Origin of the sequence: Modestobacter altitudinis (assembly GCF_005930475.1) — a bacterium.
GTDB lineage: Bacteria > Actinomycetota > Actinomycetes > Mycobacteriales > Geodermatophilaceae > Modestobacter > Modestobacter altitudinis.
Genome location: NZ_SJEW01000079.1, coordinates 1 through 22,881 on the forward strand (window position 1 = coordinate 1; position 22,881 = coordinate 22,881).

26 protein-coding genes and 1 tRNA gene are annotated in these 22,881 nt (G+C 74.7%); 11 read left to right on the plus strand and 16 right to left on the minus strand.

What is annotated here, in order from left to right; genetic code table 11:
* On the minus strand, positions 1–962 hold a 962-nt coding region (locus tag FHL79_RS21370; protein ID WP_246081091.1), incomplete at its 3' end, for a DUF222 domain-containing protein.
* A gap of 225 nt (positions 963–1,187) precedes the next feature.
* Between FHL79_RS21370 and FHL79_RS21375 the strand changes: the two genes are divergently transcribed.
* From FHL79_RS21375 to rsgA, 4 genes are read left to right on the plus strand one after another with little or no spacing between them, the layout of a single operon-like run.
* Positions 1,188–2,654 (plus strand): NAD-dependent succinate-semialdehyde dehydrogenase, encoded by a 1,467-nt coding sequence (locus FHL79_RS21375; RefSeq protein ID WP_138760580.1) that lies wholly within the window; start codon positions 1,188–1,190, stop codon positions 2,652–2,654.
* A gap of 54 nt (positions 2,655–2,708) precedes the next feature.
* Complete coding sequence (locus tag FHL79_RS21380; RefSeq protein WP_138760581.1) at positions 2,709–3,164, plus strand: YdeI/OmpD-associated family protein; 456 nt, start codon at positions 2,709–2,711, stop codon at positions 3,162–3,164.
* Positions 3,161–4,444 carry a 3-phosphoshikimate 1-carboxyvinyltransferase gene (gene aroA, locus FHL79_RS21385; RefSeq protein WP_246081093.1) on the plus strand — a complete coding sequence of 428 codons (1,284 nt, stop codon included), beginning with the start codon at positions 3,161–3,163 and terminating at the stop codon, positions 4,442–4,444. Before FHL79_RS21380 ends, aroA begins: the two co-directional genes overlap by 4 nt.
* On the plus strand, positions 4,441–5,457 hold the full coding sequence (gene rsgA, locus FHL79_RS21390) for a ribosome small subunit-dependent GTPase A (protein WP_246081094.1): 1,017 nt from the start codon (positions 4,441–4,443) through the stop codon (positions 5,455–5,457). The genes aroA and rsgA overlap by 4 nt, the downstream gene beginning before the upstream one ends.
* A gap of 54 nt (positions 5,458–5,511) precedes the next feature.
* Here the strand turns inward: rsgA and FHL79_RS21395 are convergent, their stop codons facing one another.
* Positions 5,512–6,048 carry a DUF2087 domain-containing protein gene (locus FHL79_RS21395; RefSeq protein WP_138760582.1) on the minus strand — a complete coding sequence of 179 codons (537 nt, stop codon included), beginning with the start codon at positions 6,046–6,048 and terminating at the stop codon, positions 5,512–5,514.
* A 63-nt stretch (positions 6,049–6,111) separates the two neighbouring features.
* On the opposite strand from FHL79_RS21395, the gene FHL79_RS21400 reads away from it, so the two are divergent.
* Complete coding sequence (locus FHL79_RS21400) at positions 6,112–6,294, plus strand: DUF2795 domain-containing protein (protein ID WP_138760583.1); 183 nt, start codon at positions 6,112–6,114, stop codon at positions 6,292–6,294.
* A gap of 102 nt (positions 6,295–6,396) precedes the next feature.
* The gene (gene hisN, locus FHL79_RS21405; RefSeq protein WP_138760584.1) at positions 6,397–7,215 is read left to right on the plus strand and encodes a histidinol-phosphatase; all 819 of its coding nucleotides are present in this window, start codon (positions 6,397–6,399) and stop codon (positions 7,213–7,215) included.
* A 10-nt stretch (positions 7,216–7,225) separates the two neighbouring features.
* Here hisN and FHL79_RS21410 read toward each other — a convergent pair whose 3' ends face one another.
* From FHL79_RS21410 to FHL79_RS21435, 6 genes are all read right to left on the minus strand, one after another.
* On the minus strand, positions 7,226–7,417 hold the full coding sequence (locus FHL79_RS21410; protein ID WP_014742544.1) for a hypothetical protein: 192 nt from the start codon (positions 7,415–7,417) through the stop codon (positions 7,226–7,228).
* A gap of 95 nt (positions 7,418–7,512) precedes the next feature.
* A complete protein-coding gene (locus FHL79_RS21415; RefSeq protein ID WP_138760585.1) occupies positions 7,513–8,901 on the minus strand; it encodes an FGGY family carbohydrate kinase in 1,389 nt (462 codons plus the stop codon).
* The gene (locus tag FHL79_RS21420; protein ID WP_138760586.1) at positions 8,898–9,383 is read right to left on the minus strand and encodes an XdhC family protein; all 486 of its coding nucleotides are present in this window, start codon (positions 9,381–9,383) and stop codon (positions 8,898–8,900) included. The genes FHL79_RS21415 and FHL79_RS21420 overlap by 4 nt, the downstream gene beginning before the upstream one ends.
* Positions 9,380–10,390 (minus strand): aldo/keto reductase, encoded by a 1,011-nt coding sequence (locus FHL79_RS21425; RefSeq protein WP_138760587.1) that lies wholly within the window; start codon positions 10,388–10,390, stop codon positions 9,380–9,382. Before FHL79_RS21425 ends, FHL79_RS21420 begins: the two co-directional genes overlap by 4 nt.
* A gap of 45 nt (positions 10,391–10,435) precedes the next feature.
* Complete coding sequence (locus FHL79_RS21430; RefSeq protein WP_138760588.1) at positions 10,436–11,137, minus strand: GAF and ANTAR domain-containing protein; 702 nt, start codon at positions 11,135–11,137, stop codon at positions 10,436–10,438.
* A gap of 120 nt (positions 11,138–11,257) precedes the next feature.
* Positions 11,258–12,031 carry a phosphatase PAP2 family protein gene (locus FHL79_RS21435; RefSeq protein WP_218938560.1) on the minus strand — a complete coding sequence of 258 codons (774 nt, stop codon included), beginning with the start codon at positions 12,029–12,031 and terminating at the stop codon, positions 11,258–11,260.
* A gap of 222 nt (positions 12,032–12,253) precedes the next feature.
* Here FHL79_RS21435 and FHL79_RS21440 point away from each other — a divergent pair, with 222 nt between their 5' ends.
* Together FHL79_RS21440 and FHL79_RS21445 are read left to right on the plus strand one after the other, a co-directional pair.
* Positions 12,254–13,648 carry a cystathionine beta-synthase gene (locus tag FHL79_RS21440; protein ID WP_138760589.1) on the plus strand — a complete coding sequence of 465 codons (1,395 nt, stop codon included), beginning with the start codon at positions 12,254–12,256 and terminating at the stop codon, positions 13,646–13,648.
* Entirely contained in the window at positions 13,645–14,826 is a 1,182-nt protein-coding gene (locus FHL79_RS21445; RefSeq protein WP_138760590.1) for a cystathionine gamma-synthase, read from the plus strand. The genes FHL79_RS21440 and FHL79_RS21445 overlap by 4 nt, the downstream gene beginning before the upstream one ends.
* 123 nt (positions 14,827–14,949) lie before the next feature.
* Here the strand turns inward: FHL79_RS21445 and map are convergent, their stop codons facing one another.
* Positions 14,950–15,720 carry a type I methionyl aminopeptidase gene (gene map, locus FHL79_RS21450; protein ID WP_138760591.1) on the minus strand — a complete coding sequence of 257 codons (771 nt, stop codon included), beginning with the start codon at positions 15,718–15,720 and terminating at the stop codon, positions 14,950–14,952.
* Between the two features lie 45 nt (positions 15,721–15,765).
* Between map and FHL79_RS21455 the strand changes: the two genes are divergently transcribed.
* On the plus strand, positions 15,766–16,029 hold the full coding sequence (locus tag FHL79_RS21455; RefSeq protein WP_138760592.1) for a helix-turn-helix domain-containing protein: 264 nt from the start codon (positions 15,766–15,768) through the stop codon (positions 16,027–16,029).
* Entirely contained in the window at positions 16,026–16,886 is an 861-nt protein-coding gene (locus FHL79_RS21460) for a glycosyltransferase family 2 protein (RefSeq protein ID WP_138760593.1), read from the plus strand. Before FHL79_RS21455 ends, FHL79_RS21460 begins: the two co-directional genes overlap by 4 nt.
* On the opposite strand, the gene FHL79_RS21465 is transcribed toward FHL79_RS21460, so the two are convergent.
* The 3 genes from FHL79_RS21465 to FHL79_RS21475 are packed head-to-tail and all read right to left on the minus strand — an operon-like array spanning position 16,876 to position 19,241.
* The gene (locus tag FHL79_RS21465; protein ID WP_138760594.1) at positions 16,876–17,058 is read right to left on the minus strand and encodes a ferredoxin; all 183 of its coding nucleotides are present in this window, start codon (positions 17,056–17,058) and stop codon (positions 16,876–16,878) included. The genes FHL79_RS21460 and FHL79_RS21465 overlap by 11 nt on opposite strands.
* Positions 17,055–18,323 carry a cytochrome P450 gene (locus FHL79_RS21470; RefSeq protein ID WP_138760595.1) on the minus strand — a complete coding sequence of 423 codons (1,269 nt, stop codon included), beginning with the start codon at positions 18,321–18,323 and terminating at the stop codon, positions 17,055–17,057. Before FHL79_RS21470 ends, FHL79_RS21465 begins: the two co-directional genes overlap by 4 nt.
* 45 nt (positions 18,324–18,368) lie before the next feature.
* The gene (locus FHL79_RS21475; protein WP_138760596.1) at positions 18,369–19,241 is read right to left on the minus strand and encodes a polysaccharide pyruvyl transferase family protein; all 873 of its coding nucleotides are present in this window, start codon (positions 19,239–19,241) and stop codon (positions 18,369–18,371) included.
* 83 nt (positions 19,242–19,324) lie between these two features.
* Between FHL79_RS21475 and FHL79_RS21480 the strand changes: the two genes are divergently transcribed.
* Positions 19,325–19,828 carry a VOC family protein gene (locus FHL79_RS21480; protein WP_138760597.1) on the plus strand — a complete coding sequence of 168 codons (504 nt, stop codon included), beginning with the start codon at positions 19,325–19,327 and terminating at the stop codon, positions 19,826–19,828.
* Between the two features lie 8 nt (positions 19,829–19,836).
* Here FHL79_RS21480 and FHL79_RS21485 read toward each other — a convergent pair whose 3' ends face one another.
* The 4 genes from FHL79_RS21485 to FHL79_RS21500 form a co-directional block, all read right to left on the minus strand.
* The gene (locus FHL79_RS21485) at positions 19,837–20,124 is read right to left on the minus strand and encodes a GNAT family N-acetyltransferase (protein WP_138760598.1); all 288 of its coding nucleotides are present in this window, start codon (positions 20,122–20,124) and stop codon (positions 19,837–19,839) included.
* A gap of 104 nt (positions 20,125–20,228) precedes the next feature.
* A complete protein-coding gene (galK, locus tag FHL79_RS21490) occupies positions 20,229–21,407 on the minus strand; it encodes a galactokinase (RefSeq protein WP_138760599.1) in 1,179 nt (392 codons plus the stop codon).
* Positions 21,404–22,555: a galactose-1-phosphate uridylyltransferase gene (gene galT / locus FHL79_RS21495; protein WP_138760600.1), complete on the minus strand. Its 1,152-nt coding sequence runs from the start codon at positions 22,553–22,555 to the stop codon at positions 21,404–21,406. Before galT ends, galK begins: the two co-directional genes overlap by 4 nt.
* 107 nt (positions 22,556–22,662) lie before the next feature.
* Positions 22,663–22,739 (minus strand) — tRNA-Met (locus FHL79_RS21500).
* Positions 22,740–22,881: the final 142 nt, after the last annotated feature.

Genomic DNA, 22,881 nt, shown 5'->3' on the forward strand with positions numbered 1-22,881 from the left:
GGGTGGGTGGGGCAGCCGCGGCGGGCCAGCCGGGTGAGCTCGGCCGGGGTGAGGGTGGCCAGCAGCTGCGCGTCCGGGCCGGTGATCGCGAACGTCAGCGTCCCACCTTCGGGGGCGGTGAGCCCCAGCGCACCGACGCGGGCCAGCAGTTCGCGGACGTGCGCGGCGGTGATCGGCAACCCGTTGACCTCACCCGGCGTGCTGCCCGTCCCGCCCAGGCCGTCCAGCCCGGCGGTGACCGTCACGTTCGCCGTCACACCGGGGAGGCCGGAGTCGGCGGGGCGGCGGATCAGCAGCGACAGCACATGCGCCCGCAGCGCCCCGATCCGGCGGGGGTCGCCGTCGGCTTTGAGCATCTTCGCCAGCTGGTCGACGACGTCGTAGCACTCGACCGCCTCGTCGGCGGGCAGGTCGGCGGCCAGCGTGGACCGGCCCTCGACCGCGCCCGGACAGACCCGCACGTCGGCGGTCTTCTCCGCCTCGGTGCGGCGGGTGTCGGCGGCGTCGGCGTCCAGCTCCACCATCAGCTCGGTGGCCCGGTCCTTGAGCCGGGTCACCGACAGCTCGCTCGCCTCGGGCAGCAGCGCCGCCTCCACCCGACCGGCGATGACGGCGTTGGTGTGCTGCAGCACGTCGGCGAGCTGGCTGGCCCGCCGCTCATCGAGGACCCCGGCCTGCAGCGCGGCGAACGTCCGCGGCAGCTTCGTCTGCCAGGTGTGGGCGCGGGCGTAGCGGTAGCCGGCCGTCCGGCGACCCAGGTTGAGCACCGCGGACAGCTCCGCGGTGAAGAACTCACTGGCCCCGTCACAGCCCTCATCGACCGCCCACCCCGGCCGGCGAGCGCCCGGCGTACCCGGCTGCGGGTCGTCGGCGGCCGGACGCTGGGCGGCCAGGCCCATGATCAGCTCGGCCTCGTAGGCGGTGTCGGCCGCGCGGCGGGCCTGCACCCGCTGCAGCTCCACCGCCTTCTCCTCATCCGACAACCAAGACACCGGCAACCGCGGCGGGGCCGCACGCGGTGCCCACACCACGTCGACCACCACACTGCCCGGATGATCTGCCACGGATCGAACATACGTACGGGGTACGACAGTTCTGGCGGGCCACGCCGCACGTGCTGCGTGGAACGGGCCGGAGGGGTAGGACGGGAGGGGACATCCGACGGAGAGCACGAGGAGCACGACGACGTGACGACCACCCAGGCTCCCTCCACCGAGCAGCCCAAGACCGCCGGCGACGCCGGCGCGCGCCCGTACGCGACGATCAACCCCTACACCGGTCAGACCGAGCAGGAGTTCCCCTTCCTGGAGACCAGCGAGGTCGACGGCGTGGTCGAGAAGGCGCACGCCGCCTTCCTCGACTGGCGCCGGCGCACGGTCGAGGAGCGCGCGGCGGTGGTGAAGAAGGCCGCCGAGCTGATGCTCGAGCGCACCGAGGAGTTCGCCGCGCTGATCACCAAGGAGATGGGCAAGCGTATCCAGGAGGCCGCCGGTGAGGTGCAGCTGGCCGCCAGCATCCTGAGCTACTACGCCGACAACGGCCCCCGCTTCCTCGAGCCCAAGCCGATCGACGTGATGGCCGGCGAGGCCGTCGTCGTCAACGAGCCGACCGGCGTCATCCTGGCCATCGAGCCGTGGAACTACCCGCTCTACCAGGTGGTCCGCGTCGCCGGGCCCAACCTGACCCTGGGCAACACCATCCTGCTGAAGCACGCGGAGAACAACCCGCAGTGCGCGCTGGCCCTGGAGCAGCTGTTCCGCGACGCCGGGGCGCCCGAGGGCGTCTACACCAACCTGTTCCTGCGGATCGCCGACGTCGAGCAGGTCATCTCGAACAAGGCGATCCAGGGCGTGACCTTGACCGGCAGCGAGCGGGCCGGCAGCAGTGTCGCGCAGCTGGCCGGCAAGCACCTGAAGAAGTCGGTGCTCGAGCTCGGCGGCAGCGACCCGTTCATCGTGCTCGACGCCCCCGACGTCGGCCGGACGGTCAAGGCGGCGACGATGGCGCGGATGGCCAACACCGGCCAGGCGTGCATCGCCGCCAAGCGGATCATCGTGCTCGACGAGGTCTTCGACGACGTCGTGGGGGGCCTGCAGCAGGCCTTCTCGACCTTCGCCCCCGGTGACCCGGCCGACCCGTCGACGACGCTCGGCCCGCTGTCCACCGAGCGCGCCGCGGCGGACCTGGCCGCGCAGATCCAGGACGCCGTCGACAAGGGCGCCACCGTGCTGGCCGGCGGCGGCCGCCCCGAGCACGACGGGGCCTTCGTCAACGCCACCCTGCTCACCGACGTCACCCCGGACATGCGGGCCTACCACGAGGAGCTGTTCGGACCGGCCGCGGTGGTCTACCGGGTCGCCGACGAGGAGGAGGCCATCGCACTGGCCAACGACAGCGACTTCGGGCTCAGCGCCGCCGTGTACAGCGGCGACACCGAGCGGGCCCGGTCGGTGGCCGACCGGCTGGAGTCCGGGATGGTCTGGATCAACCAGCCCTCCGGCTCCTCCCCCGAGCTGCCCTTCGGCGGGGTGAAGCGCTCGGGCTACGGCCGGGAGCTCTCCGAGCTGGGCATGTTCGAGTTCGCCAACCGGCGGCTGGTGCGCACGATGCCGGCGAAGAAGCAGGCCCAGCCGGCGCAGCACACCGGAGGGTGACCTGTTGCTCCGGGCGCTGTCGCGACGCGCCCGGAGCTGCCATCCTCTCGCGCCATGAGGTTCACCACGACCGTCGAGCTGCACGGGAAGACCGCGACCGGCATGGCGGTGCCGCCAGAGGTCGTCGAGGCGCTGGGCGGCGGGAAGAAGCCGGCGGTCACGGTCACCGTCGGCGGGCACAGCTACCGGACGTCGATCGGGAGCATGGGCGGCCGCTCGCTGATCCCGCTGAGCGCCGACCGCCGGGCGGCCGCCGGGGTCGCTGCCGGCGACGAGGTGGAGGTGGACGTCGAGCTGGACGACCAGCCACGAGAGGTGGAGGTGCCCGCCGACCTCGCGGCGGCGCTGGACGCCGAGCCCACGGCCCGGGCGCGGTTCCAGGCGTCGTCCTACAGCGCCCAGCTGCGGCACGTGCTCGCCGTCGAGGGCGCCAAGGCCGAGGCGACCCGGCGGCGGCGGGTCGCCTCGGCCGTCGCCACGTTGGCCGAGGAGGCCAGCAGGGCAGGATGACCGGCATGGTCGAGGTCTGGGCGGCACCCGCCCGCAGCACGCCGGTCGACGCCGTCGTCACCCTGCCCGGCTCCAAGTCGATCACCGCCCGCGCGCTCGTGCTGGCCGCGGTGGCCGACGCCCCCAGCCGGCTGGTCCGGCCGCTGCGTGCCCGGGACACCGACCTCATGGCCGCGGGGTTGCGTGCGCTCGGCGTCGGGATCGCCGAGGACGGCGAGGACTGGCTGGTCACGCCCGGTGGGCTGCGTGGGCCGGCCGAGGTCGACGCCGGCCTGGCCGGGACCGTGCTCCGGTTCCTGCCGCCGGTCGCGGCCCTGGCCACCGGCCCGGTCCGGCTGGACGGCGACGTCCGGCTGCGCGAGCGGCCCAACGCCGGCCTGATCGCCGGGCTCCGCGCCGCCGGGGTGGAGGTCGAGGACGCCGGGCGCGGCCGGGCACCGTTCACCGTGCACGGCACCGGGTCGGTCCGCGGCGGCGCGGTCACCGTGGACGCCAGCGAGTCCAGCCAGGTGGTCTCCGGCCTGCTGCTGGCCGCCGCCCGGTTCGACGAGGGGCTGGACCTCACGCTGGCCGGCAGCGTGCCCTCGATGCCGCACGTGGAGATGACCGTCCGCGCGCTCACCGAGCACGGCGTCGCCGTCACCACGACCGAGCGCGGGTGGCGGGTCTCCCCCGGCCCGGTCGCGGCGGTGGACCGGGTCGTGGAACCCGACCTCTCCAACGCCGCACCGTTCCTCGCCGCCGCCCTGGTGACCGGCGGCCGGGTGACCGTGCGGGACTGGCCGACCGACACCACCCAGCCCGGTGCCCGCCTGGACCGGCTGCTCACCGCGATGGGCGCCGAGGTGGTCCGCACCGCCGATGGGCTGCGGGTCACCGGGGGGAGCCGGATCGCCCCGCTCGAGGCCGACCTCGGCGAGGTCGGCGAGCTGACCCCGGTGCTGGCCGCGCTGTGCGCCCTGGCCGACGGCCCGTCCCGGCTCACCGGGATCGCGCACCTGCGCGGGCACGAGACCGACCGGCTGCAGGCCCTCGACGAGGTGCTGACCGCCGTCGGTGCACAGGTGCAGCAGTTGCCCGACGGACTGGTCATCACCCCCGGCCCGCGCCGTCCGGCCCGGTTGGACTCCTACGCCGACCACCGGATGGTCCACGCCGCGGCGCTGCTGGGGCTGGCCGTCGACGGGGTCGAGGTCACCGACCCGGGCGCGGTGACCAAGACCCTGCCGGACTTCCGAGAGCGCTGGGCGGGGCTGCTCGGCGTGGAGGTGCCCGCGTGAGCCGCCGGATGGACAGCCGCTCCGACGAGGACGACGTCCGGGTCCGGGCCACCCGGCACGGCTCCCGCCCCCGGACCCGCACCCGGCCCGCGCACGACGAGGCGGTGCCCGGCCTGGTCATCGCCGTGGACCGCGGCCGGATGACCGTGCGGGTCGAGGGCCCCGACGGCGCTCCGGTCGACGTCACCACGATGCGCGCCCGGGAGCTCGGCAAGCACGGGGTGGTCGTGGGCGACCGGGTCCGGGTGGTCGGCGACACCACCGGGCGGACCGACAGCCTGGCCCGGATCGTCACCATCGCCGACCGGGTCACCTCGCTGCGCCGCACCGCCGACGACACCGACCCCACCGAACGGATCGTGGTCGCCAACGCCGACCTGCTCGTCGTGGTCACCTCCGTGGCCGACCCCGACCCGGCGCTGGGGTTCCTGGACCGCTGCCTGGTGGCGGCCTACGCCGGTGGGCTCGCGCCGCTGCTGTGCCTGACCAAGACCGACCTGGCCAGCCCGCAGCCGCTGCTGGACCGCTATGCCGGCCTGGAGGTGCAGGCGGTCCCGATGTCGCGGGAGGCGTCGCTGGAGGACCTGCTGGAACACCTGCGGGACCGGATGAGCGTGCTGGTCGGCCAGTCCGGTGTCGGCAAGTCCACCCTGGTCAACCGGCTGGTGCCGGACGCCTTCCGGGCCACCGGCGACGTCAGCAAGATCGGCAAGGGCCGGCACACGTCGTCCTCGGTGGTGCTGCTCGACCTCCCCGGTGGCGGCACGGTCATCGACACCCCGGGGATCCGCTCGCTGGGCTTGGCACACGTGACGCCCGCCGACGTGCTCGCCGCGTTCGACGACCTGGCCGAGGTCGCCGTCGACTGCCCGCCGCTGTGCGGGCACACCGAGGACGACCCGGGCTGCGCTCTGGACGCCTGGGCCGCTGACGGCCCACCGGCCCGCCGGGAGCGGCTGGCCAGCTTCCGCCGGCTGATCGCCGCCGTCGGCCAGCTCGGCCCCGGCCACTGACGGCCCCTCTCCCCCCACCACTCGCGGGCTCGCGGCGGGCCCTGAGAGGGGCCGTCAGACCTCGACGTAGCCGCCGGAGCGCCAGTAGACGCCGGCCTCGCGGGTGAGCAGGCCCTCGTCGACGAGGTGGCGGCGCAGCGCGGCGACGTCCGGGTGCCAGGCCGCCAGCAACGCGTTGACCTCGCGCTCGGGATAGCGGACGCCTGGCTCGAAGACGACCACCAGGTGCTCCAGCACCACCCGCCGCTTGCTGTGCTGGGCCGGGATCGAGACCAGCCGGCCGTCCCGCAGGAAGGTCTGCAGCACGGCGTCCTCGGCCGGGTCCGCGGACAACCGCGGGACCGGCGGCGCGAGCGCGGCCGCGGCACGCGCCGCCTCCCCGAACCGTTCCGTGTGCAGCGCCAGCGTGTGGCCGTCGCGGTGCACCAGGCCGGCGCGGCTCAGCCGGCGGGCGGCGAGCGCCACGTCCTTGAGGGACAGCGCGGTGGCCTCCGCGACCTCCTCCAGGGTCTCGGCGCCCAGCGCGAGGGCGGCGACCACCTTCAGCCGCACCGGGTCGGCGAGCAGCCCGACGATCGTCCCGGCCTCCATGCTCCCGACGGTAACTGCGCCGGTCCGCGAGTCGGCGTCGGGCCTGCGGGGTAGGTCCCGACCATGGTGAGCCCGATCGACATCCAGAAGGCACTGTCCGGCATCGAGTACCCGGCCAAGAAGGACGACGTGGTGAAGCACGCCGAGTCCCAGGGAGGCAGCGACGAGGTCCTCGACGCGCTGAAGGGCATCGGCGACCAGGAGTACGACACCCCCGCAGCCGTGAGCAAGGCCGTCTTCAACTGAAGAAGGGCCCCCTGCCCCCCACCGCTCCCAAGCTCGCGGCGGGACCCCGCAGGGGGGCCGCTCCAGCGGGTCACCGGGGCCCGACCGCTAGGTTCGGGCCCCATGACGTCGGGGCAGCGGGGCTACAACGAGGACATGCGGCTGGCGCACGTGCTGGCCGACCAGGCCGACGCGCTCAGCCTGGACAGGTTCCGCGCCCAGGACCTGGTGATCGACACCAAGCCCGACCTGACCCCCGTCACCGACGCGGACCGGGCCGTCGAGGAGCAGCTGCGCCGCACGCTGGCCCGGGCCCGCACCCGCGACGCGGTGATCGGCGAGGAGTTCGGCAGCACCGGTCGCGGTGACCGGCGCTGGGTGATCGACCCGATCGACGGCACCAAGAACTTCGTCCGCGGGGTGCCGGTGTGGGCGACGCTCATCGCGCTGCTCGACGGTGACGTCCCGGTGGTGGGGCTGGTGTCAGCCCCGGCGCTGCACCGCCGGTGGTGGGCCGCGGCCGGCACCGGTGCGTGGACCGGGCGCCGGCTGGAGAACGCCACCCGTTGCACGGTGTCGCAGGTCTCGACCCTGACCGACGCGAGCCTGTCCTACTCCAGCCTCTCCGGCTGGGAGGAGCGCGGCCGGTTGGACGCCTTCCTCGACCTCACCCGGACGGTCTGGCGGACCCGGGCGTACGGCGACTTCTGGAGCTACATGATGGTCGCCGAGGGCGCGGTCGACGTGGCCTGCGAACCCGAGGTGTCGCTGTGGGACCTCGCCGCGCTGGACGTGATCGTCCGGGAGGCGGGCGGCACCTTCAGCGACCTGGACGGGACGCCGGGGCCGGCCGGCGGCAGCGCCGTGGCCAGCAACGGCGCGCTGCACCCCGACGTGCTGACGGCGCTCGCCCCGGGTGCGGGACGAGCGCCGTCAGCCTGAGCCGGGGAGGTCAGCGGACCGGGCCGGTGCCCGTCCCGTTGCCCCCGCGACCGCCCTGGATCCGGCGGCGCACGTCGTCGATCTTCGCCCGGTTCTTCGGGTCCTTGGCCAGCTCCTGGGCCTTGTCCGTGGCCTGACGGATGACCTGCTTGCCCTTCGGGCTGTTCGCGAACTGCACGACCTTGTTGAACAGCGACGCCATGACGCGCCCACCCCCTCGTGTCCTCGGGAGCCCGTGGCGGGCTCGCTCGTCGTCACAACGGTGACAGCAGCCGGGTCGTTCCGCGCGGCGAGCGCTCAGCGCACCGCCGCGGACCAGCGTTCGCGGAGCTCGGCCGCACCGCCGGGCCGGCGCGGCTCCACCACCGGACCCTGAGCTCGCTGCGGCACGAGGTCGAGGCCGACGCCGCGGGCAGCGAGCACGGCCGCTCCGGTCGCCGACGCGCTGCGCACCTGCACGTGCTGCACCGGGCGGTCCAGCGCGTCGGCCAGCACCTGCTGCACCGCCGGGTCCCGCGCCCCGCCGCCGGTCAGCACGACCAGCCCACCCGCGTCCGGGCCGAGCAGGTCCAGCGCGGCCGCGATCGCGCAGGCCACCCCCTCCACGGCCGCCCGGGCCAGGTCGGCCCGGGTGGTGTCCGCGGACAGGCCGGTCCAGCCGCCGCGGGCGTCGGGTCCGGCGACCCCACCGCGCTCCCCGGTCAGGAACGGCGAGAAGACGACGCCACCGGCACCGGCCGCGGACGTCGCGAGGCTGCCGGCGAAGGCCGCCCAGTCCATGCCCAGCACCTCACGCACCCAGGACCACGCCGTCCCGGCGTTCTGCAGCGCTGCCATCGCGTACCAGCCGGCGTCCGCGTCGGCGTAGCAGTGCACGACCGGGTCGGTCACCGGCGCCGCCGGCACCCCCGGGCGGAGCAGCTGGGCCCCGGAGCCGAGGTTCACCTGCACGCCGCCGCTGGTGCCGGCCGCGAGCAGCGCGAGCGGGGTGTCGGCGCCGCCCACCACGACCGGCACCGCCCCGCCGAACAGCTCTGCGGTCCCCGCGACGGCGTCGCCCGGCCGCACCGCCGGCAGGAGGCCCGGGTCGATCCCGGCGGCGGCGGTCGCGGCCGCCGACCAGCCGTCGGCCGGCACGTCCCAGAGCAGGGTGGCCGAGGCGTCGCTGCGGTCGGTCACCGCCGGGTCGGTGCCGGGGAGCAGGGTGGCCCGGAGGGCGTCCTTGGGCAGCAGGACCGCTGCCGCCCGGTCCAGCAGCTGCGGCTGGTGGACGGCCAGCCAGGCCAGCAGCGGGCCGGTCATCCCGGCGGCCAGCGGGTTGGCCAGGGCCGCGCGGTCGGGCCCGGCGAGCCGGCGCCAGCGGTCGAGCTCGCTGGCGGCGCGCCGGTCGGGCCACAGCACCGCCGGCGCCAGCGCGGTGCCGGCGGCGTCGACGAGCACCGCGCCGTGCATCTGCCCGGACAGCCCCACGGCCGCGACCGGGCGGTCCCCCAGCCGACCGGTGAGAGCGGCCACGGCGTCGTCCAGTGCGGTCCGCCAGACGGCGACGTCGGTCTGCGCCCAGCCCGGCTGGGGCCGGTCGACCGGGTAGTCGGCCTCGCTCTCGGCCACCACCGCGCCGTCCGCGTCGAGCGCGGCGAGCTTCAGCCCGCTGGTGCCGAGGTCGACACCGACGACGACGGTCACCGGTCCGCGAACCCGCCGGGCCGGCCGTTGCGGTCGGCGAGGAGCCCGGCGAGGGTGGACAGCGCGATCTCCGCCGGCGTGCGGGAGCCGATGTCCAGCCCGATCGGCCGGTGCACCCGGGCGACGTCGTCCGGGCCGACGCCGAGCGCGGCGAGCGCGGCGACGTGCGGGCCCTCGTGCCGCGGGTTGCCCATGATCCCGACCCAGCGCACCGGCCGGGCCAGCGCGTCCCGCAGGTGCACGCCGAGATCGTCCCGGTGGTGGTCGGTGACGACGACGTCGGCGGCGGCCAGCTCGCGGTCGCCGTCCAGCCCGCTCACCGCCCCGACGGCCTCCTCCGCCCAGGCCGCCGAGTTCCGCAGCCCCGGGTCGGGTTCGACGAGCACCACCCGGTAGCCGAGCTGCACGGCCATCCCGGCCATCGCCGCGGCGACCGGCGATGCGTAGACGAGGACCAGGACCCGGGGGACGGCGGAGGTCATCCCCGCTCCGGGCTGTTCCCGTAGGCATAGGCGGCGTCGGCGTACCGGCCGCCCTCGGCGACCCCGGGCGGGGCGATCTCCCCGAGCCGGGTGAGGTCCTCGGGCGTGAGCTGCACACCGGCCGAGCCGACGTTCTCCTCCAGGTAGCTGCGCCGCTTGGTGCCGGGGATGGGGACGACGTCCTCGCCCTGCGCGAGCACCCAGGCCAGGGCGAGCTGCCCGGCGGTCACGCCCCTCTCCGCGGCCATCGCACGGACCGCCTCGACCAGCCGCAGGTTGGCGGTGAACGCCTCGCCGGTGAAGCGCGGGTGGGTGCGCCGCCAGTCGTCCTCGGCGAAGTCGTCGGGGCTGGTGATCGCGCCGGTCAGGAAGCCGCGGCCGAGCGGGCTGAACGGGACGATGCCGATCCCGTGCTCGCGGGCCACACCGACGACCTCGGCCTCGAGGTCGCGGGTCCACAGCGACCACTCGCTCTGCAGCGCGGCGATCGGGTGCACGGAGACCGCGCGGCGGATCGACTCGGCGCTGGCCTCGGACAGGCCGAGGAACCGCACCTTGCCCTGCTCGACCAGCTCGGCCATCGCACCGACGGTGTCCTCGATCGGCACCCGTGGGTCGACCCGGTGCTGGTAGTAGAGGTCGATGACGTCCACGCCGAGCCGGCGCAGGCTGTCCTCGACCCGCGCCTGCACGTTCTCCGGGCGGCCGTCGATGTCCATCCCGCCGCGGTCGTTGCTGGTGAGGGAGAACTTGGTCGCCAGCTGCACCTCGTCGCGACGGCCGGCGATGGCCTCGCCGACGAGTTCCTCGTTGTGGCCGTCGCCGTAGACGTCGGAGGTGTCCAGGAAGGTCACCCCGAGGTCGAGCGCCCGGTGCACGGTCGCGATCGACTCGCTGCGGTCGGCGGTGCCGTACATCTGGCTCATCCCCATGCAGCCCAGGCCGAGGGCGGAGACCTCCAGCCCGCCGAGGGTGCGCCGGGGGACGGTCGGGAACGTCTGCGTCATGTCCTGATCCTGTCCCCGTCGGCGCGGGCGCCGCCAGCCCGGAGCTCAGCTCCCGCGCAGCACCCCGGTGGTCGCGAGCTCCTCGGCGACGTCGCGCAGCTTGATGTTGCTGCGCTGCGAGGCGTGGGTGAGCAGCGTGAACGCCTGCTCGGGGGTGGTCTTGTAGCGCTCCATCAGGATGCCCTTGGCCTGCTCGATGACCGCACGGGAGACCATCGCCCGACGCATGTTCGCGACGTCGTCGGCGGCCCGCGCGGAGGCCTCCGCGTTCGCGACGGCGATCGCCACGAACGCGGCGACCTCCTCGGCGGCCACCACGTCGCCCTCGCCGAACGCGCTGGGCCGTCCGGCGTAGTTGTTCAGCGCGCCGATCGTCGCGCCCTGGAAGGGCAGCGGCATCGACAGCGAGCTGCGCACGCCGACCTCGGCCCCCGACCGGGCGTAGTCGGGCCAGCGCTCTTCGGCGTGCATGTCCGCGACGATGAAGACCTCACCGGACCGGCCGGCGTCCAGGCACGGGCCGTAGCCACGCGCGTACTGCAGCTCGTCGGCGTCCATCGCCAGCTGCCCGTCGTAGGCGGCGGTGTAACCGCGCTCGTCGCGGATCAGGGTGATCGAGCTGGCGTCCGAGCCGGGCAGGGCCCGGCGGGCGATCTGCACGATCTGGGTGAGCACCGCGTCGAGCGGCCGGTCGACCAGGACGACGCCAGCCAGCTCCTGGTGGAGCGCGCTCAGGCTCTCGCTCATGGTCCGGGCGGTCCTCTCCCCACATCGGTGCACCGTGTGTTCGACGCCCGCCTGTCCGAGTGGCGTCCTCGGCCGGCACAGCGTATCCGGCGTAAAGCGCTCGGCTCGGCGGTCGCCGCGCTACCTGCTGCCGACCGTGCTCAACCGCGCCCGGGCCGCGCGGCCCCGGTACCGGCGGGCCCGCCGGGCAGCGAGCTCGGCCCACGTCCGGGCCACCGCCCGCTCCGCCCAGGGCACGACCGTGGGCAGCGCGAGCAGCACCAGCCCGCCGGCGCACCAGCCGGCCACCACGTCGGACAACCAGTGCGTGCCCAGGTAGACGGTGGTGAGCCCGACGGTGACCGCCACGACGGACGCCAGCACCGCACCCAACCGCCGGTGCCCGCGGGCGACCATGACCAGGACGCCCCAGGTGACGACGGCGTTCGCGGTGTGCCCGGACGGGAAGATCGTCCCGCCGGGGGCGAAGATCTCGGTGGCTCCCGGCAGCCCCGCGTCCGCACCCAACTGCAGCGGCCCGAGCCGGCCCACGAGGGTCTTCATCGAGCCGACCGTGACGTTGGTGAGCAGGGTCGCGACCAGCAGCACACCGAGGGGGCGCAGGTCCCGCTCCCGCCAGGCCCGCAGCCCCAGCCACGCGGCGGCGAGCGCCAGGCAGATCGCCCGCTGCCCCAGCATGACCCACCACTCGAGGACGGCGCCGAGCTCGGGCCAGTGCACGGCCGGCGCCCAGCGGTACACGTCGAGGTCCCAGTCGTTGACGCTGCCGCCGGCGACCACGCCGACCAGGAGCGCGGTCAGGACCACCAGCAGCCCGGTGGCCGGCAGCAGCCGCGCGACCAGGCCGGAGGACCATCGGGACGACGTTCGGGACCGGGACGCGACGTCCACCACGGCCTGCACCTTGCCTTCGCGAGCTGACTGCCGGCTGGGCGGTGGCTGGCCCTCGACTGGCAGGGGGTACCCACTCGGGCCCGGCTACACCGTGCGACGTCGGTCACGTGCCCCGGTCCTGCCCACGCCGGACCGACCGCCCTCCGGACGGCGGCGTCTGGTGGGATGGCGGGTGTCCGCACGCGGCGGTGCACGGCTGCCGCAGGGACAGAGGAGGCACGCGTGCAGTACGCCGAGTCCGTCGTCGAGCTGATCGGGAACACCCCGCTGGTGCGGCTGCGGTCCGTGACCGACCACCTGGGACCCGACGCGCCGCTGGTGCTGGCCAAGGTCGAGTACGTCAACCCGGGCGGCTCGGTGAAGGACCGGATCGCGCTGCGCATGGTGGAGGCCGCAGAGGCCGCGGGACTGCTCCGGCCCGGCGGCACGATCATCGAGCCCACCAGCGGCAACACCGGGATCGGGCTGGCGATCGTCGCCCAGACGCGCGGTTACAGGTGCATCTTCGTGTGCCCGGACAAGGTCGGCCAGGAGAAGATCAACGTGCTCAAGGCCTACGGCGCGGAGGTGCACGTGTGCCCCACCGCCGTCGACCCGGCCGACCCGCGCTCGTACTACTCGGTCTCCGACCGGCTGGCCCGGGAGACCGTCGGCGGCTGGAAGGCCGACCAGTACTCCAACCCGGCCAACCCGCGCTCCCACTACGAGACGACGGGGCCGGAGATCTGGGCCCAGACCGACGGGCGGGTCACCCACTTCGTCACCGGCGCGGGCACCGGCGGCACCATCTCCGGCGTCGGCCGCTACCTCAAGGAGGCCAGCGACGGCCGCGTGCAGGTGATCGGTGCGGACCCGGAGGGCTCGGTCTACTCCGGCGGCACCGGGCGCCCCTACCTGGTCGAGGGGGTCGGTGAGGACTTCTGGCCCGACGCCTACGACCGCACCGTCGCCGACGAGATCGTCGCGGTCTCCGACGGCGACTCCTTCGCGATGACCCGGCGGCTGGCCCGCGAGGAGGGGCTGCTCGTCGGTGGCTCCTGCGGGATGGCCGTGGTCGCCGCGCTGCGGGTCGCCGAGCGGCTGGGCAAGGACGACGTCCTGGTGGTGCTGCTGCCCGATGGTGGCCGGGGCTACCTGAACAAGATCTTCAACGATGAGTGGATGGCCGACTACGGCTTCCTCGACGCCGGTGGCGGCGAGACCGTCGGGGAGCTGCTGGACGCCAAGTCCGGCAGCACCCCCACCCTGGTGCACACCCACCCGAACGAGACCGTCCGCGACGCCATCGACATCCTCCGCGAGTACGGCGTCAGCCAGCTGCCGGTGGTGAAGGCCGAGCCGCCGGTGACCGCCGGTGAGGTGGTCGGCTCGGTGGCCGAGAAGACGCTGCTGGACGCGCTGTTCTCCGGTCGCGCCACGCTGGCCGACCCGGTGGAGCGGCACATGTCCGCGCCGCTGCCGATCATCGGGTCCGGCGAGCCGGTGACCGCGGCGGTGAGTGCCCTGGGCGACGCCGACGCGCTGCTGGTGCACGTCGAGGGCAAGCCGGCCGGCGTGGTCACCCGCCAGGACGTGCTGGGCCACCTCGTCGGCATCGCGCCTACGGTCGGGTCATGAGCTCCCGAGACGACGCCCGAGCGAGCCGAGTCGGTGAGCAGGGCTTCAACACCCGCGCCATCCACGCCGGCCAGGAGCCCGACCTCGCCACCGGTGCGGTCATCCCGCCGCTGCACCTGACCACCACCTACAAGCAGGACGGCGTGGGCGGGCTGCGCGGCGGCTACGAGTACAGCCGCAGCGCCAACCCCACCCGGGACACCCTGCAGACGGCGCTGGCCGCGCTCGAGCAGGGCACCCGCGGGTTCGCGTTCGCCTCCGGGCTGGCCGCCGAGGACACCCTGCTGCGCACGGTCTGCCGGCCGGGTGACCGGATCGTGCTCGGCGGTGACGCCTACGGCGGCACCTACCGGCTCATCTCCCGGGTGCTCGAGCCGTGGGGCGTCACGCACCAGCCGGTCGACCTCAACGACACCGACGCCGTCCGCGCCGCCGTCGCCCCGGAGACGACCCGGGTGGTCTGGTGCGAGACGCCCAGCAACCCGCTGCTCAACATCTCCGACATCGCCGCGCTGGCCGAGATCGCGCACGCGTCGGGGACGCTGCTGGTCGTCGACAACACCTTCGCCAGCCCGTACCTGCAGCAGCCGCTGACCCTGGGTGCCGACGTCGTCGTGCACTCGACGACGAAGTACCTCGGCGGGCACTCCGACGTCGTCGGCGGCGCGCTCGTCGTGTCCGACGCCGAGCTGGGCGAACGGCTGGCCTACCACCAGAACGCGATGGGCGCGGTCGCCGGCCCGTTCGACTCGTGGCTGGTGCTGCGGAGCCTCAAGACCCTCGGCGTCCGGGTGGACCGGCACAGCGCCAACGCCGGCCGGATCGCCGAGTGGCTGCTGGAGCACCCGATGGTCGGCGACGTCCTCTACCCGGGGCTCCCCCAGCACCGCAACCACGACATCGCGACCCAGCAGATGTCCGGCTTCGGCGGGATGCTGTCCTTCCGGCTGAGGGGCGGCGAGAAGGCCGCGCTGCGGGTCTGCGAGCGGACGACGCTGTTCACCCTCGCCGAGTCCCTGGGCGGCGTGGAGTCGCTGATCGAGCACCCGCACCGGATGACCCATGCCAGCGCCGCCGGGTCACCGCTGGAGGTGCCGGCGGACCTGGTGCGGCTGTCGGTCGGCATCGAGGACGTGGACGACCTGATCGCCGACCTCGACCAGGCCCTGACACCGTGATCCTCACGGATCACACCGCGCACTTGCTCGTGCCGAGTGGGGCCCGGAGGGTCCCGCGCAGGCGCGACGAAGCGGCTCAGCGGCGGTCGGGACGGCTCCTGGCCGCGGTGTGATCCGGGAGGATCACCGTGTCACGGTGAGGATGCGCGGGCCGTCGTCGGTGACCGCGACGGTGTGCTCGACGTGCGCGGCGCGGCTGCCGTCGGCGCTGCGCAGCGTCCACCCGTCGGCGTCCACCCGGTAACCGTCGTCCCCGCCGGCGAGGAACCACGGCTCGATGGCGATCACCAGGCCGGCGCGCAGCGGCACCCCGCGCCCGGCCCGGCCCTCGTTCGGCACGTGCGGGTCGGCGTGCATCGTGCGCCCCACACCGTGACCGCCCTGGTCGGTGTTGATGCCGCAGCCGCCGGCCCGGCCCACCGCCGCGATCGCCGCCGAGATGTCACCGACCCGGTTGCCGGGCACCGCGGCAGCGATGCCGGCCGCCAGGGCTGCGCTGGTGGTGTCCACCAGCTGCAGGTCCGCCGGCCGCGGCGTGCCCACCGGGAACGTGATCGCCGCGTCGCCGACCCAGCCGTCGAGCGTGGCACCGGCGTCGACGCTGAGCAGGTCGCCGTCCTCGAGCTCCTGCGCGGTGGGGATGCCGTGCAGCGCGACGTCGTTCACCGACAGGCAGACCACACCGGGGAACGGCGGGGTGGTGCTGAGCGGGGCGTAGCCGAGGAACGGCGACGTCGCGCCCGCGTCGGCCAGGACGCCCCGGGCCACCTCGTCCAGTTGGGTCAGCCGGATGCCCGGGGCTGCGGCAGCGCGGACGGCGGCGAGCATGTCGGCCACCACCGCCCCGGCCGCCCGCATGGCCTCGAGCTCGCCGGGGGTGCGCAGTTCGATCACGTCGTCGTCCTTCCGGATGACTGTCCCGGTATTACTATCACGACCATGGTCCGACCGCCGCTGACCCCCGCCGAGCGCGACCGGGGTCGCCGGCTGGGTGCCCTGCTCCGCTCGGCCCGGGGCGACCGCTCCCCCGGTGAGGTCGCCGCCGCGTCCGGGGTGAGCCTCGAGGCGCTGCGCAAGATCGAGTCCGGCCGGGTGCCCACGCCGGCGTTCTTCACCGTCGCCGCGCTGGCCCGCGCGCTGGACCTGCCGCTCGACGAGCTCGCCGGCGCGCTGGAGGACACCGGCACCCCCCTCTCCGCATGAGGCACCCGCGGGTCACCGTGGTCATCGCGACCCGGGACCGGCGGGAGTCGCTGCTGCGCACGCTGGCGCACCTGGACGGCGACGTCCCGGTGATCGTGCTGGACAACGCCTCCGGTGACGGCACCGCCGAGGCCGTCCGCGAGCAGCACCCGCGCGTGCAGGTCGTCCGGCTGCCGGTCAACGCCGGCGCGGTGGCCCGCACCGAGGGCGTCCGCCGCGCCCGCACCCCGTACGTCGCCTTCGCCGACGACGACTCCTGGTGGGAGCCAGGCTCGCTGGGGACCGCCGCCGACCTGCTCGACGCCCACCCGGGGGTCGCCGTCGTCGTCGGCCGGGTGCGGATGGCCGCCGACGGCAGCGAGGACGCCGTCACCCGCAAGCACCGGGCCGCGCTGCTGGGCCGCTCCCCCGCCGGCCCCGACGTGCTGAGCTTCCCGGCCTTCGCCGCGGTCGTGCGCCGGGATGCCCACCTGGCCGTCGGCGGCTTCTCCCTGCTGCTGTTCTTCGGCGGGGAGGAGCACCTGCTCGCCCTCGACGTGGCCGCCGCCGGCTGGCAGCAGGTCTTCGCCGAGGACGTCGTCGCCTGGCACGACCCCGCCGGTCCGGACCGCCCGACGGCCGCCCGGTGGGCGCTGCAGACCCGCAACGACGTCCTGGTCGACTGGCTGCGCCGGCCGCTGCCGGTGGCGCTGGCCGCGACCGGCCGGCTGGCCCGGCGGGCGGTGCGCGAACCCGCCGCCCGCCGGGCACTGGCCGGGCTGCTGCGCAGACTCCCCGCGGCGCTGCGGCAGCGCCGCGGGGTCCCCCCCGAGGTGGAGCGCCGCTTCGCGACCGCCCAGCGGCCGCTCAGTCGATGAGCTGCAACGCACCCGTGGGGCAGGCACGGACGGCGGTCTCCACGGCGGCGGGGTCGGTCGGTTCGTGCACCTGCAGCACTCCGTCGGCGTCGAGCTCGAAGACCTCCGGCGCCTCCATCTCGCAGACCCCGGCACCCATGCAGACCTCCCGGTCCACCACGACCCGGCTCATCGCAGCCCGGTCAGCCGGGCCGGCAGCCGCTTGAGCCCGTTGACGAACGACGACTGCAGCCGCGCGGGCTCACCGCAGACCTCCAGGTCGGGCAGCTCCCGGGCGAACGCCTGGAAGGCGACCCCGATCTCCCGCCGGGCCAGGTGCGCGCCCAGGCAGAAGTGCGGACCGCGGGAGCCGAAGCCGACGTGCGGGTTGGGGTCCCGGGTCAGGTCGAACCGGTGCGGGTCGGCGAACACGGCGGGGTCCCGGTTGGCCGCCCCGTAGAACAGCAGGAACTTCGAGCCCGCGGGGAACGCCCGGCCGGACAGCTCGACGTCCTGGGTCGCCGTCCGCCGCATCCAGGTGATCGGGCTGGTCCAGCGGACCACCTCCTCCACCGCGGTGCGGGTGATCCCCGGGTCGGCCGCCCAGCGGTCCCGCTCGGCCGGGTGCTCGGACAGCGCCAGCACGCCCTGGGAGATGGCGTTCCGGGTCGTCTCGTTGCCGGCGACCAGCAGCAGGATGAAGAACGAGGCGATCTCCTGGGAGGTCAGCCGCTCGCCGTCCACCTCCGTCGTGACCAGCGCGGTGGTCAGGTCGTCGGTCGGCCGGGCCCGACGCTCGACGGCCAGCCGGGTCATCAGCCCGGCGAGCAGCTCCCCAGCCTCCAGGAACGCGGTGACCACGTGCTCCTCGTCCTCGACGAGCTCCGGGTCGCCGCCGGAGAGGACCACGTTGGACTGCTGCAGCACCATGGCCCGGTCGGAGTCGGGCACGCCCATCATGTCGCAGATGACCCGCAGCGGGATCGGCGCGGCGAGGTCGGCGACGACGTCGATGGTGCCGTCGCCGTCCGCCGCCCGCTGCCGGGCCCGGGCGACCACGTCGTCGACCACCGCCTGCACGTTGCCCACGAGGCCCTCCAGCACCCGGGGCGTGAACGCCTTCGCCACGATCCGCCGGATCTTGCCGTGCCGCGGGTCGTCCATGCTGATCAGCGAGCCGTAGAACTCGTTGAGGTCCGGCGGCATGTCGGCGATCGAGACCGCCCCCGAGCCCGAGGCGAACAACGCCGGCTGGCAGCTGATCGCCTCGACGTCGGCGTACCGGGTGACCGCGTGGTAGCCGGGCCCGACCGGGATGTAGGGGACGACGGGCTCGGCGAAGAAGGCGAACGGGCTCTCCCGGCGCAGCAGGTCGAAGACCGCGTGCCGCTGCTCCGGCGGCGCGCCCCAGAACGCCCGGTCGGACAGGTCGATGGCGTCCAGCGTCGGCGTCGACACGGAGGACACGCTAGCCGAGCGGTGACCGCGGTCACAGCCCCGCGGTCAGCCCTCCGCGAGCTGCTGCACGAACCACGCCCGCGCCTCCGCGTTGCCGGCTGCACCGCGCCGCCGGGCCTCGGCCATCGCATCGCCCAGGGTGCCCGAGAGGGCGTGCTCGAGGGCCGCGTCCAGCGTGGCCGGGTCCAGCTCGCCGGCCCGCAGCACCACCGGCCAACCCAGCGCCGCCGCCTGCGCGCTGACCTTCGCGCCGCCGACGATCGCATCGCAGGCGATCACCGGGACCCCGTGGGCCAGCCCCAGCACCAGCGCGTGCAGCCGCATGCTGACCACGACGTCCGCCCGTCGGACGAGCGCCTCGACCTGCGCGGGGAAGCGCTCGTGAGGCTTGTCGTACAGGTCCATGTCGAGCTCGAACCAGGGCATGCCGCGGGCGCCGAGCCAGCCCTCGATCGTCGCCCGCACCTGCGCGGCCTGGCTGCGGGTGCCGTACTCCTCCTGCGCGGGGGCGAAGGCGACGGCCACCACCGGCACGTCCGGCGTCGTCGTGGCGATGGCCAGGTCGGGGCGGGCCACCCCGGCGGCGTCCCGCTCCCACACCTGGTGGAACAGCGGTCGCGCGTCGTCCGGGACCACCGAGACGTTCACCGCCCACCGCTGCGCGTGCGCGAAGGCCGTGGTGAGCTCCTGGAGCAGCGGCATGTCCATCAACGGGCCGCTGACGAACACCAGGTGGGTGTAGTCGGCCGGGTCGAGGTCCCGCCAGTGCGGCCCGCGCCCCAGGTAGGGCGCCCAGGCGACGTCGTGGTCGATCCCCAGCTCGGTGAGCCAGCCGACGACCACGTCCGCCCCCAGCTCGTCGCCGATGGTGGCGATCACCTCGTCGAAGCTGAACCACCCGGTGACCAGGACGCGCATGCCCTCAGCCTCCCAGGTGGGAACGCGGCGACCCGCCCGGGGGTTGACCGGGTCGACCGACCGGCGCGACCCAGGAGGACGACGTGAGCACGACCGCACCCGACCCGACCGAGCTGGCCACCCGGCGGGCCCGCATCCGCGACGAGCACCTCCGCCCGGCCGGTGAGCGCCCCGCCTCGACCGCTCGCGGTCTGCACCACACGGCGCTGGTCAGCAGCGACGTGGAGGCGACCATCCGCTTCTACCAGGACGTGCTCGGCTTCCCGCTCACCGAGCTCATCGAGAACCGGGACTACCCCGGCTCCTCGCACTTCTTCTTCGACATCGGCAACGGCAACCTGCTGGCCTTCTTCGACTTCCCCGGCCTGGACGTCGGTCCGTACGCCGAGGTGCTCGGCGGGCTGCACCACGTGGCGATCAGCGTCGAGCCGCAGCGCTGGGAGGCGCTGGTGGACCAGCTGACCGCGGCCGGGATCGAGCACGTCGTGCACAGCGGCGTCTCGGTGTACTTCCGCGACCCCGACGGCGCCCGGATCGAGCTGATCGCCGACCCGCTCGGCGAGATGTACGGCGAGCACGTCCTCTGAGCGAGGGCTCAGCGGTCGGTGGCCACCAGGTCCTGGTACTCGGGGTGGCGCTGGATCCAGCCGCGGACGAACGAGCACAGCGGGACGACGGTCCCGCCCTTGCTGCGCACGTCGTCCAGGGCCGCGCGGACCAGGGTGCTGCCCAGCCCGGAGTGCTCGGAGTCGTCGTCGACCTCGGTGTGGGTGAACACCACCTGGTCGCCGCGGCGCTGGTAGGCGGCGAGACCGAGCCGGCGGTCGCCGTCCCGGATCTCGTAGCGATCGGCCTCGGGGACGTCGATGACGGTCGGCTCCATGCCCTCTCCGAACCCCACCTCCGGCCGGGCTGTTCCCCGGGGACGGCCCCCGTGCAGGGGGCCGCCGCGAGCGTGCGAGCGGTGGGGTGCAAGGGGGTCCTACCTCAGGACAGTCGCCGGGCCGCCGGACCGGAGGTGACCGTCAGGGTGACCGGTTCGGTGAGCCCGCGCTCCCGGCACGCGCTGACGACGGCCTCGCCGACCGCCGCGGCGTCCTCGGACCGGATCAGCGCGATCGCCGAGCCACCGAAGCCGCCGCCGACCATCCGGGCGCCGAGGGCACCGGCCGAGCGGGCGGCCTCGACGACGACGTCCAGCTCCACCGCCGACACCTCGTAGTCGTCGCGCAGCGAGGCGTGCGAGGCATCGAGCAGCGGGCCGATCTCGCCCACCCGCCCGGCACGCACCAGCTCGACGACGGTGTCGACGCGCTGGTTCTCCGACACCACGTGCCGGGTGCGGGCCCGCAGCCGGGGGTCGGCCAGCCGCTCGACGTCGGCCGGGGTGGCGTCGCTGAGCCACTCCAGGCCGAGCTGGCGGGCCGCCTCGTCGCAGTCGGCACGGCGCTTGGCGTACTGACCGTCGGCGAGGGTGTGCGTCACCCGGGTGTCGATGACCATGAGCTCCAGGCCGCCCTCGGCCAGCCCGAGCTGCACCGGCTCGGTGCGGAAGTCCCGGGTGTGGATGAGCAGGGCCGAGCCTTCCTCGGCCAGCAGGGCGACGGTCTGGTCCATGCCGCCGGTGCCGGCGCCCACGACCTCGTTCTCGGCCCGGATCGCGGCCTGGATGAGCAGGTGGCGCAGCTCGTCGTCGTCGGCGCGACCGGCGAGCTCGGCAGCCGACAGCGCGACGGCCGCCTCCAGCGAGGCCGAGCTGGACAGCCCCGCGCCCAGCGGCACGTCGCTGCTCACGGCCATGTCCAGGCCAGGGACCTCGATGCCCGCCTGCTGCAGCGACCACAGCGTGCCGGCGGCGTAGGCAGCCCAGCCGCTGACCTGGCCGGGGCCGAGGTCGGCGAGGGTCCCCTCGAACGGGTCCGCCTCCGGGTCGGTGCTGGTCAGCCGGACCCGGTCGTCGTCCCGGCGACGGACCGCCGCGGCGGTGACCCGGGTGAGCGCCATCGGCAGGCAGCGGCCGCCGTTGTAGTCGACGTGCTCGCCGATCAGGTTGACCCGGCCCGGTGCGGTCCAGACGCCGTCCGGCTCGGCCCCCCAGGCGTCGCGGAGGGCGGCGACGGCGAGGCCGGCCTGGTCGTGGGCCCGGTCGTGGGCCCGGTCGCTCACGACGCCACCTCGCGCAGCCGGTCGGCGATGCGTTCGGGGGTCGTGTCGTTGATCCAGGCGCCCGCGCCGGACTCCGAGCCGGCCAGGTACTTCAGCTTGCCCGGGGCGCGGAGCAGCGAGAACAGCTGCAGGTGCAGCCGGCCCAGGTCGCGGTCCTCGCCGGTCGGTGCCTGGTGCCAGCCGGAGATGTAGGGCACCCGGTCGACGCCCGGGTGGAACCGGTTCACCCGGCGGAGCAGCTCCTGGTAGACCATCGCCAGCTCGGCGCGCTCGCCGTCGTCCAGCGCGGCGAGGTCGGGGACGTCGCGGTGCGGGGCCAGGTGCACCTCCACCGGCCAGCGGGCGGCGCGGGGCACGTAGGCGGTGAAGTGCTCGCCGCGCAGCACCACGCGGGTGCCCTCGGCCTGCTCGGCGGCGAGGACGTCGGCGAGCAGGTTGCCACCGGTCGCCTGCCGGTGCTGGCGGGCCCGCTCGACCAGCTGGCCGGAGCGCGGCGGGACCGTCGGGTAGGCGTAGACCTGCCCGTGCGGGTGGCTCAGCGTCACGCCGATCTCCTGCCCGCTGTTCTCGAACACGAACACCTCGGCGACCCCCGGGTCGGCCGAGTGCGCCGCCGTCCGCTGCGCCCACGCCTCCACGATGGTGCGCATCCGCGCCGCGGACAGGTCGGCGACGGCCGCGTCGTGGTCGCTGGAGAAGACCACGACGTCGCAGTGGCCGTAGGCGGGCCGGTCCGCGGGCCCGAACGGGGGCTGCGGGGCGTCGGCCGCGGGGCCCACGGTCAGCGGGGCGAAGCTCGGGAAGCGGTTGGCGAAGACGGCCACGTCGTACCGGCTGTCGGGCACCTCGGTCGGCCGGGCCGGGTCGGTGGTGGGGTCCAGCGGGCAGTCGGCCGCGCTGGGCAGGAAGGTGCGGTTCATCCGGTGCCCGGCGATCGTCACCCACTCACCGGTGAGGACGTCGTAGCGGATCTCGCCGGCGTGCGGCGGCTCGCCCAGCGGCCGCACGTCAGCGGCCTCGTGCACCGGGCCAGGGGTGTCCTGGTCGTCGTCGAAGTAGAGGATCGGCCGGCCGTCGGCCAGCGTGCGCTCGGTGATCCGGCCCGGCCACTGCCGGGCCCCGTCTCCCGCCGCGGGAACCGCGTCCATGCCTGTGTCCCTCCACCTTCGGTCGGCGTCGTCCGGGTGTGCAGCCCGAGTCTGCACACACAGACGGAGGGCCCGGTCACCATGGTGCGGTGACCGGGCCCTCCGGTTGGTAGCGGGGACAGGATTTGAACCTGTGACCTCTGGGTTATGAGCCCAGCGAGCTACCGAGCTGCTCCACCCCGCGTCGCAGGGAAGACGTTACCCCAGCCGGCGTGGCGGCCCGCAGGGGGTCCCGTCGTCCAGCCGGGGTTCGACGGCGGAGCTCCCGGGCATCCCCTCTGCGAGCGCGCACCGAGCAGCAGGTGCGGACCCACTCCGTCGAGGAG

Bases quoted from the DNA above. Each gene is read 5' to 3' on its own strand.
- FHL79_RS21380 (WP_138760581.1), top strand. From the start codon at position 2,709: ATGAGGTTCACCACGACCGTCGAGCTGCACGGGAAGACCGCGACCGGC.
- aroA (WP_246081093.1), top strand. From the start codon at position 3,161: ATGACCGGCATGGTCGAGGTCTGGGCGGCACCCGCCCGCAGCACGCCG.
- FHL79_RS21395 (WP_138760582.1), bottom strand. From the start codon at position 6,048: ATGGAGGCCGGGACGATCGTCGGGCTGCTCGCCGACCCGGTGCGGCTG.
- FHL79_RS21400 (WP_138760583.1), top strand. From the start codon at position 6,112: ATGGTGAGCCCGATCGACATCCAGAAGGCACTGTCCGGCATCGAGTAC.
- hisN (WP_138760584.1), top strand. From the start codon at position 6,397: ATGACGTCGGGGCAGCGGGGCTACAACGAGGACATGCGGCTGGCGCAC.
- FHL79_RS21410 (WP_014742544.1), bottom strand. From the start codon at position 7,417: ATGGCGTCGCTGTTCAACAAGGTCGTGCAGTTCGCGAACAGCCCGAAG.
- FHL79_RS21420 (WP_138760586.1), bottom strand. From the start codon at position 9,383: ATGACCTCCGCCGTCCCCCGGGTCCTGGTCCTCGTCTACGCATCGCCG.
- FHL79_RS21425 (WP_138760587.1), bottom strand. From the start codon at position 10,390: ATGACGCAGACGTTCCCGACCGTCCCCCGGCGCACCCTCGGCGGGCTG.
- FHL79_RS21430 (WP_138760588.1), bottom strand. From the start codon at position 11,137: ATGAGCGAGAGCCTGAGCGCGCTCCACCAGGAGCTGGCTGGCGTCGTC.
- FHL79_RS21445 (WP_138760590.1), top strand. From the start codon at position 13,645: ATGAGCTCCCGAGACGACGCCCGAGCGAGCCGAGTCGGTGAGCAGGGC.
- FHL79_RS21455 (WP_138760592.1), top strand. From the start codon at position 15,766: ATGGTCCGACCGCCGCTGACCCCCGCCGAGCGCGACCGGGGTCGCCGG.
- FHL79_RS21460 (WP_138760593.1), top strand. From the start codon at position 16,026: ATGAGGCACCCGCGGGTCACCGTGGTCATCGCGACCCGGGACCGGCGG.
- FHL79_RS21465 (WP_138760594.1), bottom strand. From the start codon at position 17,058: ATGAGCCGGGTCGTGGTGGACCGGGAGGTCTGCATGGGTGCCGGGGTC.
- FHL79_RS21475 (WP_138760596.1), bottom strand. From the start codon at position 19,241: ATGCGCGTCCTGGTCACCGGGTGGTTCAGCTTCGACGAGGTGATCGCC.
- FHL79_RS21485 (WP_138760598.1), bottom strand. From the start codon at position 20,124: ATGGAGCCGACCGTCATCGACGTCCCCGAGGCCGATCGCTACGAGATC.
- galT (WP_138760600.1), bottom strand. From the start codon at position 22,555: ATGGACGCGGTTCCCGCGGCGGGAGACGGGGCCCGGCAGTGGCCGGGC.